Origin of the sequence: Algoriphagus sp. 4150 (assembly GCF_031457395.1) — a bacterium.
GTDB lineage: Bacteria > Bacteroidota > Bacteroidia > Cytophagales > Cyclobacteriaceae > Algoriphagus.
In genome coordinates, this window is record NZ_JAVDWS010000019.1 from 48935 (window position 1) to 67367 (window position 18433).

Annotated in this window: 8 protein-coding genes; 3 read left to right on the forward strand and 5 right to left on the reverse strand. The window is 40.7% G+C overall.

Annotated elements, in window-relative coordinates; genetic code table 11:
* Window positions 1-3: 3 nt before the first annotated feature.
* The 3 genes from J2X69_RS19690 to J2X69_RS19700 form a co-directional block, all read right to left on the reverse strand.
* Window positions 4-708: a 2OG-Fe(II) oxygenase gene (locus J2X69_RS19690; RefSeq protein WP_310107211.1), complete on the reverse strand. Its 705-nt coding sequence runs from the start codon at window positions 706-708 to the stop codon at window positions 4-6.
* Window positions 708-1460, reverse strand: a complete 753-nt coding sequence (locus J2X69_RS19695; RefSeq protein ID WP_310107212.1) for an SDR family oxidoreductase — start codon at window positions 1458-1460, stop codon at window positions 708-710. The genes J2X69_RS19690 and J2X69_RS19695 overlap by 1 nt, the downstream gene beginning before the upstream one ends.
* A 216-nt stretch (window positions 1461-1676) precedes the next feature.
* Complete coding sequence (locus tag J2X69_RS19700; protein ID WP_310107214.1) at window positions 1677-2039, reverse strand: helix-turn-helix domain-containing protein; 363 nt, start codon at window positions 2037-2039, stop codon at window positions 1677-1679.
* A 104-nt stretch (window positions 2040-2143) separates the two neighbouring features.
* Between J2X69_RS19700 and J2X69_RS19705 the strand changes: the two genes are divergently transcribed.
* The 3 genes from J2X69_RS19705 to J2X69_RS19715 all read left to right on the forward strand — a co-directional run bounded on the left by J2X69_RS19705 (window position 2144) and on the right by J2X69_RS19715 (window position 4233).
* Window positions 2144-2632 carry a dihydrofolate reductase gene (locus J2X69_RS19705; protein ID WP_310107216.1) on the forward strand — a complete coding sequence of 163 codons (489 nt, stop codon included), beginning with the start codon at window positions 2144-2146 and terminating at the stop codon, window positions 2630-2632.
* A 3-nt stretch (window positions 2633-2635) separates the two neighbouring features.
* Window positions 2636-3253, forward strand: a complete 618-nt coding sequence (locus J2X69_RS19710; RefSeq protein ID WP_310107217.1) for an NAD(P)H-dependent oxidoreductase — start codon at window positions 2636-2638, stop codon at window positions 3251-3253.
* 599 nt (window positions 3254-3852) lie between these two features.
* A complete protein-coding gene (locus J2X69_RS19715) occupies window positions 3853-4233 on the forward strand; it encodes a hypothetical protein (protein WP_310107220.1) in 381 nt (126 codons plus the stop codon).
* A gap of 384 nt (window positions 4234-4617) precedes the next feature.
* Here J2X69_RS19715 and J2X69_RS19720 read toward each other — a convergent pair whose 3' ends face one another.
* Window positions 4618-14169, reverse strand: a complete 9552-nt coding sequence (locus J2X69_RS19720; RefSeq protein WP_310107222.1) for an Ig-like domain-containing protein — start codon at window positions 14167-14169, stop codon at window positions 4618-4620.
* 1764 nt (window positions 14170-15933) lie between these two features.
* Window positions 15934-18390, reverse strand: a complete 2457-nt coding sequence (locus J2X69_RS19725; RefSeq protein WP_310107225.1) for a right-handed parallel beta-helix repeat-containing protein — start codon at window positions 18388-18390, stop codon at window positions 15934-15936.
* Between the last annotated feature and the right edge of the window lie 43 nt (window positions 18391-18433).

Here is an 18433-nt window from a genome sequence, read left to right on the forward strand (position 1 = left end):
TTCCTAGGTCTTCGCGTCATGAAAAATAATCCCCAATGTATGACGCTCTCCACTGTGGACTTCACTCACGCCATGTTTCATATTGACCCGATAATATCCCCGTGTTCCTTTTACAGGCCTAAAGTTGGTCGTAAAAATAAGCATGTCTCCTTTTCCGGGCTTCAGTACGATAGCTTTGGATTGGGCCCTTGGGACCTGCTCCGTCAACACGAATTCTCCGCCTGAATAATCTTTTTCAGGTTCGTTCAGAAATAACACCACTTGAATCGGAAAATAAATATCACCATATAAATCCTGATGAAGAGTATTGAAGCCTCCTTTGCCATATTTCAAAATCAAGGCAGTGGCTTTTTGCTGATCATTTTCCCTGCACTGCTGCAATAGTTCGGCATGGTGTTGAGGGAATTTTCGATCCATATTCAAGACCTTAAACCATGCATTGGCAATGGGAGCAAGCTGTGAATATAATTCTGTTCTGATTTGGCGGATAATATCAGGCAGCGGATAGTTGAAATATTTGTACTCCCCCAGACCAAAGCGATGCCGTTCCATCACCACCCTTTTTCTGTATGCAGTTGGGTTGTCATAATTTGCTTTTAAATCCTCGCAATCTTGTTCCGTGATGAACTTTGGAATGATCGAAAATCCTTTTTCATTCATTTCGCCTTTGATCAAATTCCAATCTGTGTCTTTTAACTGATTTTCCATTATCTGGTAGTTGAAAACCCTGCATCTACTGTTAATTCCGTTCCGTGAATGTAAGAGGCCTCGGAGGATGCGAGAAAAAGTACCGCATGGGCTATTTCTGCTGGTTCACCAAAGCGCTTGAAAGGTATTGTAGGAATTATGCTTTGAATAGCTCCTTCAATTTGGTCAGGACTTAAGCCTGTATTGTTAAAGCTATTGGTTTTGATATAACCTGGGCTGATTCCATTCACCCGAATTCCTTTGACAGAACATTCAGCAGCAAATGTTTTGATAAATGACTGCACTGCTGATTTAGCAGCTGTATAAATGGAGAAATTTTCAACAGCCATTTCGGTAACTACAGAAGTATTGAGAATTAGGACACTGCCTTCCCGCATAAGCGGTAAAATTTGCTGAACTGTAAAAAAAGTGCCCTTAACCAACAAATTGAAAAGTTCGTCAAAATGGCCTTCGTCCACATCCTTAATGGAGGCAAACTTGCCATACCCAGCATTCACAAACAGTAAATCCAGATTTGCCGTATATTTTTTCACCTGCTCCTGTAGCAGGAAGATATCCTGTATATTTCCCGCATTGGAGACTATTCCCAAAGCCCTGTCTCCTAAGCTTTCCAAAGCTTGGTTTACTGTTTTTTCACTTCGGCCGGTAATGATTGCGGTACCGCCTTCGGAGATGAATTGCCGGGCAGTAGCATACCCCATCCCGTTTGTTCCGCCTGTGATAAGAGCGAATTTGTCGTTGAATCTTTGCATTGAATTGTGTTTTAATCCTGATACAAAGATTGGGAAGTGCTCAAAGACTGAAAACCCGAAACTTGCTACATTAATTTCTTTCTGCTTATAGGGTTCACCAATCAATCCCGGCGGTTTTGCAAGTCTCTACTATTCCTTTTTATCGGCGAATATCCGTTTCTCTCTCCCGTAAACGCTGGCAGAAAAGCGAATACAAACATATTTATAGAGCTTTCTTTACTTCCCCATCATTTTTTTGTGTTTCTCACCCCAAGCCTGTAATTGCTTGATTACGGGATCCAATTCACGGGTGATAGAAGTCATTTCATATTCTACCCGAGGAGGCACTTCTGCATACACCGTACGCTTTACAAGTTTATTGGCTTCCATTTTTCTCAATTGAAGCGTAAGCATTCTCTCGGTGATACCTGGAACGCTCTTTTTTAATTCACCGAATCTCATTTTGCCATTTTCCAATACACAGCATATAGCCAATACCCATTGACCGCTTAGAAGATCGGTGGCATAAATAGTCGAACAACAATCAGTTAAACATTGCTTATTTTCAAAGTGGGCGGACGTTTCTTTTATTTTGGTCATTACTTACATTTTTGTTAGTACCTTACAATTGGTAGTAAATATACAGATTATGAGGTGAATATATTACTTTTACTTTACTAATTCATATTCAACTAATTATCATCATGAAAGCAATCCTCTATTCTGGACTCACCGCAAATGGCAATTATGGAAGCAGTGAAACCGGACAATTGCCCATACAAGAAGAACTTGACGATCTAAATAAACAGGCACTAGAAGCAGGAAACATTGTAATGGGACGTAAAACCTACGAGATTTTCAACGACGGAAAGGTCTTTGATGGACTTGATGTCGTGGTCGTGTCTACCGAAAGCATATTGGCAGAGGTGCAGACAGCAAGATCCCCTAGGGAGGCGTTGGACTATTTAAATCTCAAAGGTTATAGCAGCGCTTTTATAATCGGAGGAGTAACTTTGGCCAATGCATTTCTTGCCCAAAATCTCATTGACGAGATGGTGATTAATATTGAACCTTACCTAGAAGAAGGACTCAAACTAAAATCCAGTGAGGGCAAATTTCAAAATTTACAGCTCCTTGGATTTAAGGAAATTGAAAAATCGGGCATTGTGCAACTTCATTATAAACTCGCTTAAAAGATGCAAATACTTGTAATTGTGGTTCACCCCAATTTAAAACAGTCTGTCGTCCACAAGCGCCTGATTCAGGAATTAAACAAGAGGCCTGATAAGTTTAAAATACACGATTTGTACGCTAGCTATCCCGATGAAAAAATTGATGTAAAGAGGGAACAAGAACTTATCGAATCGTTTGACCGGGTAGTATTTCAATTTCCGATTTATTGGTTTAATGTCCCCTCTTTCTTAAAAAAATGGATGGACGAAGTACTGACCTACAATTGGGCATATGGAAGATCAAGCGGATATAAATTGGGTGGAAAAAAAGTAGCTCTTGCAGTTTCTGCGGGAATTGACCAAGAGAGTGCTACCGGAGATTACGCACTGGAAAAGATCATTCATCCGCTTTTCCTAACATTTGATTATTTACGTATTGTTTACCAAGGGCATTATCCCATCTATGGAGTAGCCTCCAATGCTATAGCAAGCACAGACGGGACTTTTGCATTGGAAAGAACTGTAGATGATACCACTTTGGCCTATGTCGAAGAATATGTAACAGATTATATGACATTTCTGGAGAACCCGGAAAAGCACAAAACAGCCGAAACCTCCGATACCTATCTTTCAACTCTATAGAGCTGAAAGAATTTTCGCGTACTTATCAGGTAAAGAGACCCCTTCTGATCGGGCAGGCCGTCCTTCGTTGCCTGCCCGATCAGGGCAGGACGAAGCGACCTAAATGATAAAGTTTACCAAATCCTTTGTTCCTTTCTCCACTTTATCCGGTAGAAAAAACTTTCCTTTTCGAATCTGTGGAAACCATTCAGAACCCTTCTATTTAATAAATCAGAATTACTATGAATCAGAATAAGACATAAAGAACAATTGTCACATAATAACATGCGACAATAAAAACTCTTCTGAAATCACTTCACCTAAAGCAAATTAAGTGAGCAATTACTATAACTTAAGCAATGATCGCACAAAGTGCTCAACAATGAACATAGACACTAATTTTAGATCCAGAAACATCTCAGCACAATAAAATATCAAACCATAACATTCTAAAGAAAAAGAAATACGCTATAAAAAGTGTCGTTCGGGGATTTAAATTTTAGCCAAAATCAAATAACTTCTTTCAATTAACATGTAAATGTAACATATTTGATTTTTGATTAAAGGCTCAACACGCTTTTAGCGTTGGCTAAATACCCATCTACTATCTCCGGACTCTTATGAAATTTATTGCAAAATTGCTACTGATACTAACTGCAACAACAATTTTCTCCTGTTCTGAAAAAGAAAAGGACGAACATTATATATCTGAATTTCAAGGAACCTGGACAGGAGAATATACCGGAATCGACGACAATGGGACTTGGGTCCTGCAAGTTCATCCCAGCGGGAAAATTAGTGGTATCATATCTTCACAGCTTCTTAACTCCGAATTTGAGGTTACCGGAGAAGTGAAAAAAAACGGGAGCGTAAATGTTGCTTCGGGATCTGTATCAAGCGGGGCTGTTTTTACGGGAAACATGTCTGAAAACGTTGCGAATGGGGAATGGACTTTTTCTTTGTACAACTTAAGCGGTGAATGGACAGGTACCAAGAATTAACAGCTGCTTTCTATAAATAGGTTTAAGTAGGGCATGCTGAAAATGAAATCTATAGTAGATTGAAAGTCCATCGTTTTTCTAAATGATTTTTTTACAAGCATCTTTTTGATACTGCTTATATCTATTTGCATGTTTTAAAAAGATATCTCAGCAGTTTTCTTCCTAATGGTTTTCGAGTAGACGTATAAGAATAAGGGGATCCTGTTTCCCTTTGCGGGAATTCTGGCTATTTGCTTTGCGAATTCATGACTAAGAAAGGATCCAATACTTCCATGTCAACTTACTATCAGACGTAATAAAAGGACTCCCCAAAAGAAGAGTCCCTTTTAATTAGCGCAAAAATCCACCTACATTATTCATTGTGGGCATGATTGATTATCTACCCTAATATTTAACAAACCGTTTTAATTCGTACACATAGACTTTCCCTACAATCCTGATCAAATAAGCTCCTGCACTATAATTTTTTACATCCAAGGCAATTGATTCCATCGATGTGTTTGTTTCAATTACCTTTTGTATAGCGCCGTTCATATCGTAAATCGTGATTTCAATATCTTCATTTTGGTACATATTCTCAAAATAGATATTTAACAAATCCGATGTAGGTACAGGTCCTATTTCATAAGTATATGCTGCCTCTCCGGGCGTAATTACGGGATTTTTTTGTGGGTTGGAATTAGTAGCCAAGATTCTCACAGAAACCCAATCAGACGATTGGGCAACCCCATCTAGCCAAGCAGTGACTGTAATTATATTATCTCCCGGAGACATGACGTTTGCCGGCAACTCAAAAATCAGCTTGTCGGAGCTAGCAATCCTCACCCCATTAACTAAAACTTGAATACTGTCATAAACCAAATCTTTTGCTTCAACTTCTATTTCAATAATCTCAGAAGAGATGAATTGGTGATGCATCCTTGGACTAACCAGTTTTATCTTGCTTTCTATAGATGCACTAGCCTCCTTTACCTCAATATTAACTCTTTTGGATTCAGCAGATTTGCCACTGAGATCAAACACCTTGGTTTTTAGAATATGGTTCCCGATAGGAGCGTTCTTCCAAACTACTTCAAAGGGTTTCTGAGTGATTAAAGCTATCATTTCATCCCCGTAGTAGAATTCTACCCAAGCAATTTCTCCCTCAGGATCTGTTGCATTGGCAGAGAATACAATATCCTGACCCTTAATAAAGGTCTGTTTGTTGGTGGGAGCAGTGATCGAAATCGAAGGGGCTTTGTTCTCCACGGAAGCAGCTTTGACGGTCACTGTAATCCGTGTGGACTCAGCAGTCAATCCTCCTTTATCAAATACTTTGGTTTTCAGTTCATGAGTGCCAACAGGAGCGTCTTTCCAGATGACCTGATAAGGAGCCTTGCTTACCAAACCGATCATCTGCTCTCCGTAGTAGAATTCTACCCAAGCAATTTCTCCCTCAGGGTCCGAGGCATTGGCAGAAAATACAATATCCTGACCCTCGATAAAGCTCTGTTTGTTGCCCGGAGCCGTGATTGAAATCGAAGGGGCTTGGTTCTCCACGGAAGAAGGGGTTACCGTAACCGTAATTCTTCTAGACTCAGCAGTCAATCCTCCTTTATCGAATACTTTGGTTTTCAGTTCATGAGTGCCAACAGGAGCGTCTTTCCAAATGATTTGGTAAGGAGCCTTGCTTACCAAACCGATCATCTGCTCTCCGTAATAGAATTCCACCCAAGCAATTTCTCCCTCAGGGTCCGAGGCATTGGCTGAGAATACAATATCCTGACCCTCGATAAAGCTCTGTTTGTTGCCCGGAGCCGTGATCGAAATCGAAGGGGCTTGGTTCTTCACGGAAGAAGGGGTTACCGTAACCGTAATTCTTCTAGACTCAGCAGTCAATCCTCCTTTATCGAATACTTTGGTTTTTAGTTCATGAGTGCCACCAGGAGCGTCTTTCCAGATGACCTGATAAGGGGCCTTGCTTACCAAACCGATCATCTGCTCTCCGTAATAGAATTCTACCCAAGCAATTTCTCCCTCAGGGTCCGAGGCATTGGCAGAGAATACAATATCCTGACCCTCGATAAAGCTCTGTTTGTTGGTCGGAGCCGTGATCGAAATCGAAGGGGCTTGGTTCTCCACAGAAGCAGGGATTACTGTAACCGTAATTCTTGTAGACTCAGCAGTCAATCCTTCTTTATCGAATACTTTGGTCTTCAGTTCATGTGATCCAAGCGGGGCGTCTTTCCAGATGACCTGATAAGGAGCATTGCTTACCAAACCGATCATCTGCTCTCCGTAATAGAATTCCACCCAAGCAATTTCACCTTCAGGATCTGAAGCATTGGCAGAGAATACAATATCCTGACCCTCGACAAAGCTCTGTTTGTTGGTCGGAGCTGTGATCGAAATCGAAGGAGCTTGGTTCTCCACAGAAGAAGGGGTTACCGTAACCGTAATTCTTGTAGACTCAGCGGTCAATCCTCCTTTATCGAATACTTTGGTTTTCAGTTCATGAGTGCCGACAGGAGCATCTTTCCAAATGACCTGATAAGGAGCCTCAGTTACCAAGCCGATCATCTTCGCTCCATAATAGAATTCTACCCAAGCGATTTCACCCTCAGGATCCGAGGCATTGGCAGAGAATACAATATCCTGACCCTCGATAAAGGTCTCTCTGTTGGTCGGAGCCGTGATCGAAATAGAAGGGGCTTGGTTCTCTTGCCCAGGTTCATCCGTTAAAAGTTCTATAACCTGTATTAAAATCTCTTCCGATTCAGCCGTCAATCCTTCATCATCGAATGCCTTGGCCATCAATTTATGAGAACCAAGTGGAGCATTATTCCAAACCAACTCATATGGAGCGGCAGAAACTTCTCCGATTAACTCATCTCCATAATAAAACTCAACTTTGGTGATCTCACCATCAGGGTCAGAGGCTTCTGTTTTTATCCTAATCTCATTTCCCTCAATAAAGATATGATTATCAGATGGAGCTGTTATCGAAACAGATGGGGCTTGGTTCTCAACAGGAGCTGCTTCCACAGTCACTGTAACTCTGGACGACTCGGCTGTCAAGCCTCCCTCATCGAATACCTTGGCCATCAATTCATGTGAACCAACCGGGGCATTATTCCATACCAGTTCATATGGAGCGGCAGAAACTTCACCAATCAACTCTTCTCCATAATAAAATTCAACTTTTGAAATCTCACCGTCAGGATCGGAAGCATCGGCTTTGATCGCAACATCATATCCCTGAATAAAAATATGATTATCACTTGGAGCAATTATCGAAACAGATGGAGCTTGGTTTCCTGCCCCAGGTCTATCCAAAAGTTCTATAACCTGTATTAAAACCTCTTCGGATTCAGCCGTTAATCCTCCATCATCGTATACCTTGGCCATCAATTTATGAGAACCAAGTGGAGCATTATTCCAAACCAATTCATATGGAGCAGCGGAAACCTCTCCGATCAGCTCTTCTCCATAATAAAACTCGACTTTTGAAATCTCACCGTCAGGGTCTGAAGCATCTGCTTTGATCGCAACATCATATCCCTGAATAAAAATATGATTATCACTTGGAGCAATTATCGAAACAGATGGAGCTTGGTTTCCTGCCCCAGGTCTATCCAAAAGTTCTATAACCTGTATTAAAACCTCTTCGGATTCAGCCGTTAATCCTCCATCATCGTATACCTTGGCCATCAATTTATGAGAACCAAGTGGAGCATTATTCCAAACCAATTCATATGGAGCAGCGGAAACTTCTCCGATTAACTCATCTCCATAATAAAACTCAACTTTGGAAATTTCATCTTCAGGATCAGAAGCATCGGCTTTGATCACCATTTCCTCGCCTTCTGTATAGCTTTGGTTGTTGGCTGGAGAAACTATCAGAACCGAAGGAGCTTGGTTTCCTTCTCCAGGTTCCTCCGAGAAGCTTTCTATAACCAGGATTGAAACCTCTTCTGATTCAGCAGTCAAGCCTCCTTCATCGAATGCCTTGGCCATCAATTTATGAGAACCAAGTGGAGCATTATTCCATACCAGTTCGTATGGAGCAGCGGAAACCTCTCCAATCAGTTCCCCTCCATAATAAAACTCAACTTTGGAGATCTCTCCGTCAGGATCGGAAGCTTCTGCTTTGATCACCACTTCCTCGCCTTCTATATAGCTTTGGTTGTTGGCCGGAGAAACTAGCGCAACCGAAGGAGCTTGGTTCTCAACAGGAGCTGCTTCTACCATAACTGTAACTCTGGACGACTCGGCAGTCAATCCTCCTTCATCGAACACCTTGGCCATCAATTCATGTGAACCAAGTGGAGCATTATTCCACACCAGTTCGTATGGAGCAGCGGAAACCTCTCCAATCAGTTCCCCTCCATAATAAAACTCAACTTTGGAGATCTCTCCGTCAGGATCGGAAGCATCGGCTTTGATCACCACTTCCTCACCTTCTATATAGCTTTGGTTGTCGGTAGGAGAAACTATCGCAACCGAAGGAGCTTGGTTCTCTACAGGAACTGCTTCTACCAGAACTGTAACTCTGGACGACTCAGCCGTCAAGCCTCCCTCATCGAATACCTTGGCCATCAATTCATGAGACCCAAGTGGAGCATTATTCCACACCAGTTCGTATGGAGCAGCGGAAACCTCTCCAATCAGTTCCCCTCCATAATAAAACTCAACTTTGGAGATCTCTCCGTCAGGATCGGAAGCTTCTGCTTTGATCACCACTTCCTCGCCTTCTATATAGCTTTGGTTGTCGGTAGGAGAAACTATCACAACCGAAGGAGCTTGGTTTCCTTCTCCAGGTTCCTCCGAGAAGCTTTCTATAACCAGGATTGAAACCTCTTCTGATTCAGCAGTCAAGCCTCCCTCATCGAATACCTTGGCCATCAATTCATGTGAACCAACCGGGGCATTATTCCAAATCAGCTCATATGGAGCTGAGGAGACCTCTCCGATCAGTTCCCCTCCATAATAAAACTCAACTTTGGAGATCTCTCCGTCAGGATCAGAAGCATCTGCTTTGATCACCACTTCCTCGCCTTCTGTATAGCTTTGGTTGTCGGTAGGAGAAACTATCGCAACCGAAGGAGCTTGGTTCTCTACAGGAACTGCTTCTACCAGAACTGTAACCCTGGACGACTCAGCCGTCAAGCCTCCCTCATCGAATACCTTGGCCATCAATTCATGTGAACCAACCGGGGCATTATTCCATACCAGTTCATATGGAGCGGCAGAAACCTCTCCGATCAGCTCTTCGCCATAATAAAACTCAACTTTGGAAATTTCATCTTTAGGATCAGAAGCATCGGCTTTGATCACCACTTCCTCGCCTTCTATATAGCTTTGGTTGTTGGCCGGAGAAACTAGCGCAACCGAAGGAGCTTGGTTCTCCACAGGAGCTGCTTCTACCAGAACTGTAACTCTTGACGACTCGGCAGTCAATCCTCCTTCATCGAATGCCTTGGCCATCAATTCATGTGAACCAAGTGGAGCATTATTCCACACCAGCTCATACGGAGCAGCGGAAACCTCTCCGATCAGCTCTTCTCCATAATAAAACTCAACTTTGGAGATCTCTCCGTCAGGGTCTGAAGCATCTGCTTTGATCACAACATCGTATCCCTGAATAAAAATATGATTATCACTTGGGGCAATTATCGAAACAGATGGGGCTTGATTCTCAACAGGAACTGCTTCTACCAGAACTGTAACCCTGGACGACTCAGCCGTCAAGCCTCCCTCATCGAATACCTTGGCCATCAATTCATGTGAACCAAGCGGGGCATTATTCCAAACCAGCTCAAATGGAGCAGCGGAAACCTCTCCGATCAGTTCCCCGCCATAGTAAAACTCAACTTTGGAAATTTCATCTTCAGGATCAAAAGCATCGGCTTTGATTACCACTTCCTCGCCTTCTATATAGCTTTGGTTGTTGGTAGGAGAAACTAGCGCAACCGAAGGAGCTTGGTTTTCCACAGGAGCTGCTTCCACTGTCACTGTAACTGTGGACGACTCAGCCGTCAACCCTCCTTCATCGAATACCTTGGCCATCAATTCATGTGAACCAAGCGGGGCATTATTCCAAACCAGCTCAAATGGAGCAGCGGAAACCTCTCCGATCAGTTCCCCGCCATAGTAAAACTCAACTTTGGAAATTTCATCTTCAGGATCAAAAGCATCGGCTTTGATTACCACTTCCTCGCCTTCTATATAGCTTTGGTTGTTGGCCGGAGAAACTATCGTAACCGAAGGAGCTTGGTTCTCAATAGGTGCAGCTTCTACTGTCACTGTAACCTTGGACGACTCAGCGGCCAATCCTCCTTCATCGAATACCTTGGCCATCAATTTATGCGAACCAAGTGGAGCATTATTCCACACCAGCTCATACGGAACAGCGGAAACCTCTCCGATCAGCTCTTCTCCATAATAAAACTCAACTTTGGAAATTTCGTCTTCAGGATCAGAAGCATCGGCTTTGATCACCACTTCCTCACCTTCTATATAGCTTTGGTTGTCGGTAGGAGAAACTATCACAACCGAAGGAGCTTGGTTCTCAATAGGTGCAGCTTCCACTGTAACTGTAATCTTGGACGACTCAGCCGTCAAGCCTCCCTCATCGAATACCTTGGCCATCAATTCATGTGAACCAAGTGGGGCATTATTCCAAACCATCTCAAATGGAGCAGCGGAAACCTCTCCGATCAGTTCCCCTCCATAATAAAACTCAACTTTGGAGAGCTTCTCTTCAGGATCAGAAGCATCGACTTTGATCACCACTTCCTCGCCTTCTGTATAGCTTCGGTTGTTGGCCGGAGAAACTATCGCAACCGAAGGAGCTTGGTTCTCCACAGGAGCTGCTTCTACCATAACTGTAACTCTGGACGACTCGGCAGTCAATCCTCCTTCATCGAATACCTTGGCCATCAATTCATGAGTGCCAAGTGGAGCATTATTCCAAACCATCTCAAATGGAGCAGCGGAAACCTCTCCAATCAGTTCCCCTCCATAATAAAACTCAACTTTGGAAATCTCTTCTTCAGGATCGGAGGCATCTGCTTTGATCACCACTTCCTCGCCTTCTATATAGCTTTGGCTGTTGGCCGGAGAAACTATCGCGACCGACGGGGCTTGATTCTCCACAGGAGCTGCTTCCACTGTCACTGTAACTGTGGACGACTCAGCCGTCAACCCTCCTTCATCGAATACCTTGGCCATCAATTCATGTGAGCCAAGTGGAGCGTTATTCCAAACCAACTCAAATGGAGCAACGGAAACCTCTCCGATCAGTTCCCCTCCATAATAAAACTCAACTTTGGAGAGCTTCTCTTCAGGGTCTGAGGCTTCAGTTTTTATTAATATCTCGTCCCCTTCTAAAAATACCTGCTCATTAACAGGTTCTAAAATTAAAATACTAGGCGGTAGATTAATCTCCTCCTCTTCTTTTTCAGTCTTAGCCAACAAAACAGAGCCGTATGCAGGAATACTTACAGATCCTTTAAATACTTCACCCTTTCCATTTTTATAAGTATCTGAAAGCGGATAGGAAATGGCATTATTTGAGTAATTATATTGAAAAAAGACATAATCCTCAATTCTAACTGCTTCAGTCTCTACTTTTGAAATCTTAAGATTGTCTATAAGCAAACCCTGAAGAGCTTGTGGGAATCTAAATACAATACTTTCACCAGATGCACTTGCCCGTGCCTTCAAAAGGAGCTTAACTTTCTTCACCTCATTGGAAGTAACAAAATTATAAATGCTTCCTTCTTGATTTTGGTTGAAAGTCTTCTCAAGAAGAAGTTCAACGGCCTGATTTATTGAGGTACTTTTAGTGTCAAACTCTATCAAAATTTCATCCCCCGCAGTAACAGATCCAATCTGAATAAACGCAGACCCGTTTGTAGACTGTCCGGAATCAATTCTCCATACTCCACCATCGATACCCGTCGAAAGTTCAGAGGTCACATTATATGTTCCTGCAATGATATTTAAATTAGAGCTGAAGTCACTCTCCTTAATAGTAGATGAACTTTTAACTATAAACTTTTCATGGTTAAATTCAGGTTTTTTCGAGTTTTGCTCAAACCCATATTTTGAAGTCCAGTTTTGCAAATTACTCCTCGTGCCTAAAGGCCCATCACTTGGACTTTGGCTTCTGAACATAAGCTCAACACCAAAAGGATCCAAAAAATAATTATTGTCTGAAATCCCAATATCCTTGACATCATTCTGTATGGATGCCACAGCGTATGGTATTTCACCGTCAAACACGTTAGAAAACTGATTTCCTTCGACACGTAACCCTCTCACAGCATCTCCATAGGTATCATGAGTTACGTTTAACTGGACAGGTATTTTATAGAAAACATTATTATAAATCTCTATGTCCCTATTGTTATGAATATACAATCCCTTACCACTTACATCATACACCGTATTATTATAAACTTTAATCCCCATGGAATTATCATCTAAATAAATGCCTTCCGCTAACCTATAATTTACACGAGATCCTCCTACAGCCCCTATGCCTCTCAAAACTATATTGCCAACAATCTCTCTCCCCACATTGTTCGAAGTCTTCAGCCCGTCTGAATTAGTATATATCCCTGCCCCGTCTTGCTTGCGAAGGCAATAGGTATCAATGAGATTATTTTTGATAATTGTATAATTTCCGCCAAAATGTATACCGTTAAAGCCTGTATTATAAATTTTATTTCTGGTTACTTTAGAATTATTTGCATCTGACGAAATGTATATCCCAACCCCTTTAAGATCACTACTACTAGCCATTCCCTGGAAAGGCATGGTATGATCGATAGTATTATCTTCTATTACAGACCTTTCCGTTCCAAAAGGAAAAAACAATCCACCACTCAGTGAATAATCTATCTCATTGTTTCTAACCAAAATATCAGGAGTTGTGTGCGCATAGATTCCATTGCGTCCTGCAAACATCAACTGACAATTAACCACCTGGACATTTCCGGAATTTTCTACATTCAAAATATTTACATTGGCTCCCTTTAAGCTCAGGTTACTAAAAGCTAGATTCTGGATGTATTTGCTAACATTAATTAAATGTTCTCTAGTAGCCACTTGGACATCCAGACCGTTGGGATCTTGCCCTCCAAAATAACCGTACAGCTTTTTATCGTTCTTCGAATATGCCCATTCCCCATATTGATCGAGGGTATTGATATGATTTTGGACAAAATACCCATACCCTCTCTGCGGGCTATAGCCGGTAGTAGAGTTTGTTAAAAAATTTATCGTACTGCCGGAGTTAGAAGAAATTTCATGTCTGTCTATGATCCAATCATTTTTCCTGATCACAATCTCCCCTCCAACGTAATTACCGGGCATATTTTCCCCTTGAATACTTAGATTGTTGTTGACACCGGAAATCGTCAAATACCCATCGTTGGCAGATCCCGCATTTGGGTACCTACCCACTTCCATAAGATCACCATTGAGCGACAAAATATGAAGCGGTGATGAATCTATAGTTGATAAACTTGCTTCATATACTCCATTTCCTCTAGAAACCCAGTTTGAAACTCGCACCATGGAGGTAATAATAGGCTTTTCTCCCACACCATATGATGTGTACGTGATGGGATTCCCAGAACTTCCTCCTCGGCTAACAAGAATGGACCCATAAAAGGTATCCCCACTTTTAAAAAGCACTCTATCTCCAGGTCTAAGTTCGCTCGATATCGAATTAAGCTTATCTATACTTCGCCACGGTGTGGAGGAATTTTGAGCTTGTCCAGCTGATCGACTATCGTCCCCTGAAGAACTGGAAAAATAATAATCAGTTGCCCATGAAGACGTAACAAACCCAACTAAGAACATAAAAATAAAAACGCTTTTCCTTAAAAGATTTAGCTTTTCATCATGCCTGTTCTTAGGCCGGGTATGTACGGTTTTTTTCATGAATAGGTTAAAAATTGAAGGAGGATTTATTGAACTATTCCCAATTTCCCAGCCAGTTGATTTTAGAAATCTTCCTAGGTTAATTCAAAGAAATAACTTTTTTCCAAAAAAACATACACACAAGAAGTAAACAAGAACTATCTAAGGAAATTTAAACAAACCTCCTTTCTCATTAGTTTAAATAATGAAATACAATAAATTAGCTTCTATCTACAATCGTTAAAATCAAAATAAAGAATCTTCAATATCACCATACTCAATAAAAATAAATGACAAAAAACTTAACATTGATTTATCATCAATTAAATAGAATTTTAAACAATAAATTATGCATTTCATAAATCATTGAAGAAGTATTCACAAATAATCGTCAGAACTAAAATTAAAAGAGGAGTATTTTTGAAAGAAAAACCTCATAATACCTAATTATATAGGTTATAAGAATCTAAAACACTAAAATAAGTGACCCAAAAGGTATGACATAAAATAATTTTCCAAAGGAAATTAATATATAATCAACTGTAAATCAGATAAAAAAGAAAATTAACTAATATTTATCTAGGTGAAAATGAATAAAATTTATGAAATCGTAAAAAAAAATTAAAAAAACAACAATTAAACTCTTGGTTTGAGCGGCTGGTGACTTTGGAATCATCTCTGCCATTAGGACTCTCTTTGCTTTATTCAGATTTACGCTCCTTATGTTGGCAGTTTTCTTGCCTGAGGCAGAGTAAGTCACCGGCTATTTCCCTGATCATTATCTGCAATAAATCATCGGATCAAAAAAAGTTGCATTTTTTTACAGGTTAAATCACTTTCTCGTTCTAGCTATTGAGGTAAAGTTGATAGTAAATAGCAAAGAGAAGAAAAGGATTTTAATTGTTTAATTAAATCAATAGTATTAACTAAAGTAAAAGTAATTAGCTCATCTCTTTTCTGCCGGAAGCAGGACAGGACATACAGGTAATTTTTCAACTGTCGAAAATTACCTGCCCACCGAAAAACCCTATCAGCCATGATTAGGTCAATAGTTTATATCTTCTTACTCGTCAGTAAGTAGTTTAATTGTGTGTTAAGAAATCTATTATTGCGTGGGAATGGAAATAACAAAATACATCCAAAAGTACAAGCGTATCCTTTTTTGTAATGGCGATAAAAAATTCATGAAATCCAAAATTTTCTATTTAAATTCTTAACCCACACTGAAATGCTTTTATAAGCAAATCTGATGTTCGTGTACGAAGTATGATCTTGACCACAGATTATCGGGACACTGCTTACTTATTCAATAAACGTAAAAAATAAAATCGCATGGAATCAACTATTTCGATAAGAACATCAGCTCTGCAGAGGAACAAATTCTAACTATTACCAACAAAAAAAATGTTATTTTTACTTATACTAATAACAGAATCTAATTAAATATGAAACCTTTATACTTTTACGGGCGCACAAAAAAACCCAACATGTAGATGCTGCCCTCACTTTGTGGAAAGATTACGTAAACTCCGAAGTCTCTCAAATCTAAAAATCGCCCCAAGTAAATCCTCCAAACTATATCAACGCTGATACCCATCCAAGGGTTACATTTTTGAGTTTTTGTCAAAATCCTTGAGATTTCTTTAGTTAAAAAGTGGGAAAAACATACAACATCCACTTACCGGACATCATCTCGATTTGATTTGAAAAGTACTCTTTGAACCAATCAAGAATGCAAAAATGTTAATTCAGCCAATTTTATCAAGAATTTCAAGGCTCGCCCACTCATTCTTTTTCTTTCACAAGAAGTAAGGATCTGTAAGGTGCGATGGATACAGTCCCAGTATAAACATGTCCCTTCCCATCTTTATAGGATCCTTTTAATGGATAAGAGACTGCTCTATCAGAGTAATTATACTTAAAGAAAAGCTGATCCGACTCCTGTTTCGCGGTTACCTTCGAAATCTTCAAATTGTCAATAAAAAGTGACCCAATTTCAGGTGGAACACGAAGCACCAAGCTCTCACTATCCTCACTGACTAGTGCATCCAAAAAAACGCTCACTCTTTTTCTTCCTGAAGAAGGACTAAAATAAGAAATTGCCTGCTGTTGATTATGGTTAAACGTTTTCTCCAGAAAAAGCTCTACCCCAAGATTATCATGGGCACTTTTAACCTCCATATCCACCAATATTTTATCTCCTTCCCTTATAGTGCCAATTGGCACATAGCAAAGAGTCGACTCCTGAGAATCCGGATAGATACCCCAGGTTCCCCGATCCAAACCGGAATCAATCCATTTAGACTCCCCTTTATACGTCCCGGTCACCAAGCTAATATCCCTACTAAAATTGCTTTCCTTCAACACTACTTCCTTGATTATCCTTACCCTGTTTAGGTTGAAATCCAGCAGCGTAGAAGACTCATCATACCCGAATGCATCTTTCCAATTGGAAAAATTCCTCAGTACACTATGCGAACGGTCAGGATCCTTGGATTCAAAAACCAATTCAGCATTGTAAGGATCCAAAAAGTAATTATTCAAACTAACTCCAATTTGGTCAATGTCCTTTTTAATAGAAGATATAGAATAGATAATCTCCCTTTCTCCGGTGCTGGAAAGAAAATTATGCTCGACTTTAATCCCCCTAACCGGCTTACCCAAGCTGTCATGGACAATTTTTAGCTGCACCTGACAGTCATATACGAGATTATCTACGATCTCTATATCACTTGCATTATGCAGATAGATCCCTTTCCCGTTGACATGGGCTACTGTATTTTGTGTAACCAAAACTCCCCGGGTGTTATCGTCCAAATAAATCCCCTCTGCCAGGTCTGCATCAGAATCAGTCCCGCCTTTCGCGCCCAACCCTCCCAAAACAACATTGCCAACGATTACCCGTCCCTTGTTGTTTTGCCTGGTCATTCCATCTGAATTCATGTAAATCCCCGCCCCATCCTGCTTGAAAAGACAATAATCCTTCACAAGATTATTTTTAACCACAGACCCATTTCCTCCAAAGTGAATTCCATTATAACCGGTATTGATCACCTTGTTCTTCTCGATCAACGAGCTGTCGGCATTACTTGAAATGTAAATCCCAATTCCATTTAAGTCACTGTTCTTTCCCATTCCCTGAAAGGGCATTGTGTTTTCAATCAAATTATCCGCAATCACAGCCCTTGGAGTGCTATGCCAAAGAAATATTGAACTGCTTAGCGCATTCTGTATCGTATTATTCCTAAAAGTTAAATTGGGTGTGCCAAAGCTGAAAACAGCATTTTCACCCGCAAATTCCAAGAGACAATTTTCTATAGAGACTGTTGAAGACTTTTCTATATTGATCAGATTCTTATTGCTACCTCTGAAATGGATATTTTTGAAAGACAGGTTCCTTCCCAAAAAACCCACAACTGCCAAGTAATCACTTGTAGCGACTTCCACCCTTACTTCAGAAGGATTTCTCTCCCCCAGATAGACCGTAAGTTTCTGGTTTTTATCTGAGAAAGCCCATTCTCCGAATTGATCAAGGGCAGCTATATGATTTTGGATAAAATAGCCATAGCCACTTATCGGCTTATAGCTCGATGTACCCCGGTTGGCAAAATCGATAGTGCCGGCATTTGCACCTTTAATACGATAACTATCAATAATCCAGTTGTTTTTGCGGATTACCACTTCCCCCCCGGCAGGATTAAAAGGAAGTTCGCTTCCAACTATGCTAAAATCATTATTGACTGAGCGAATGGTAAGATAGCCATCATTGACATCCTCAGCATTGGGATATCTTCCCATGGCTCTAATCTGATCATCGATCAGTACTACCTTGAGCTGAGAAACTTCGCTATCCAAAATTTGATACTGGTATACCCCACGACCAACATGTTCCGCATTGGCTAACTCCACCAGTGAAGTAATGACAGGCAATTCACCTGATCCATATGCATCGAAAATAATTGGATTCTCTGCAGTTCCACCTTTAATAGGCCGAATCGTCCCGTGGAATATGTCTCCTTTTTTAAAGAACACCCTATCACCGGGCTTCAGAGAATAAGCCAGATCATTTAACTTTTCTATACTTTTCCAAGGAGTAGCCGGAGATTGAGCTTGCTCCAACGAATGTACGTCATCACCTGTGGAAGAAGAAAAGTAATAATCAGAGGCATGGATCTGTTCAGAAATCGAAAGTAGAAATCCGAAGATGGCATACAACGAATATCTGCTTATACATGACATCATATTGTGGTTTTGCAAAATCCTAATTCATAAATAGCTTAAGCCA

Excerpts from the sequence above, each read along its gene's own strand:
- J2X69_RS19690 (WP_310107211.1), bottom strand. The coding sequence starts at position 708 with ATGGAAAATCAGTTAAAAGACACAGATTGGAATTTGATCAAAGGCGAA.
- J2X69_RS19695 (WP_310107212.1), bottom strand. The coding sequence starts at position 1,460 with ATGCAAAGATTCAACGACAAATTCGCTCTTATCACAGGCGGAACAAAC.
- J2X69_RS19700 (WP_310107214.1), bottom strand. The coding sequence starts at position 2,039 with ATGACCAAAATAAAAGAAACGTCCGCCCACTTTGAAAATAAGCAATGT.
- J2X69_RS19705 (WP_310107216.1), top strand. The coding sequence starts at position 2,144 with ATGAAAGCAATCCTCTATTCTGGACTCACCGCAAATGGCAATTATGGA.
- J2X69_RS19710 (WP_310107217.1), top strand. The coding sequence starts at position 2,636 with ATGCAAATACTTGTAATTGTGGTTCACCCCAATTTAAAACAGTCTGTC.
- J2X69_RS19715 (WP_310107220.1), top strand. The coding sequence starts at position 3,853 with ATGAAATTTATTGCAAAATTGCTACTGATACTAACTGCAACAACAATT.
- J2X69_RS19720 (WP_310107222.1), bottom strand. The coding sequence starts at position 14,169 with ATGAAAAAAACCGTACATACCCGGCCTAAGAACAGGCATGATGAAAAG.
- J2X69_RS19725 (WP_310107225.1), bottom strand. The coding sequence starts at position 18,390 with ATGATGTCATGTATAAGCAGATATTCGTTGTATGCCATCTTCGGATTT.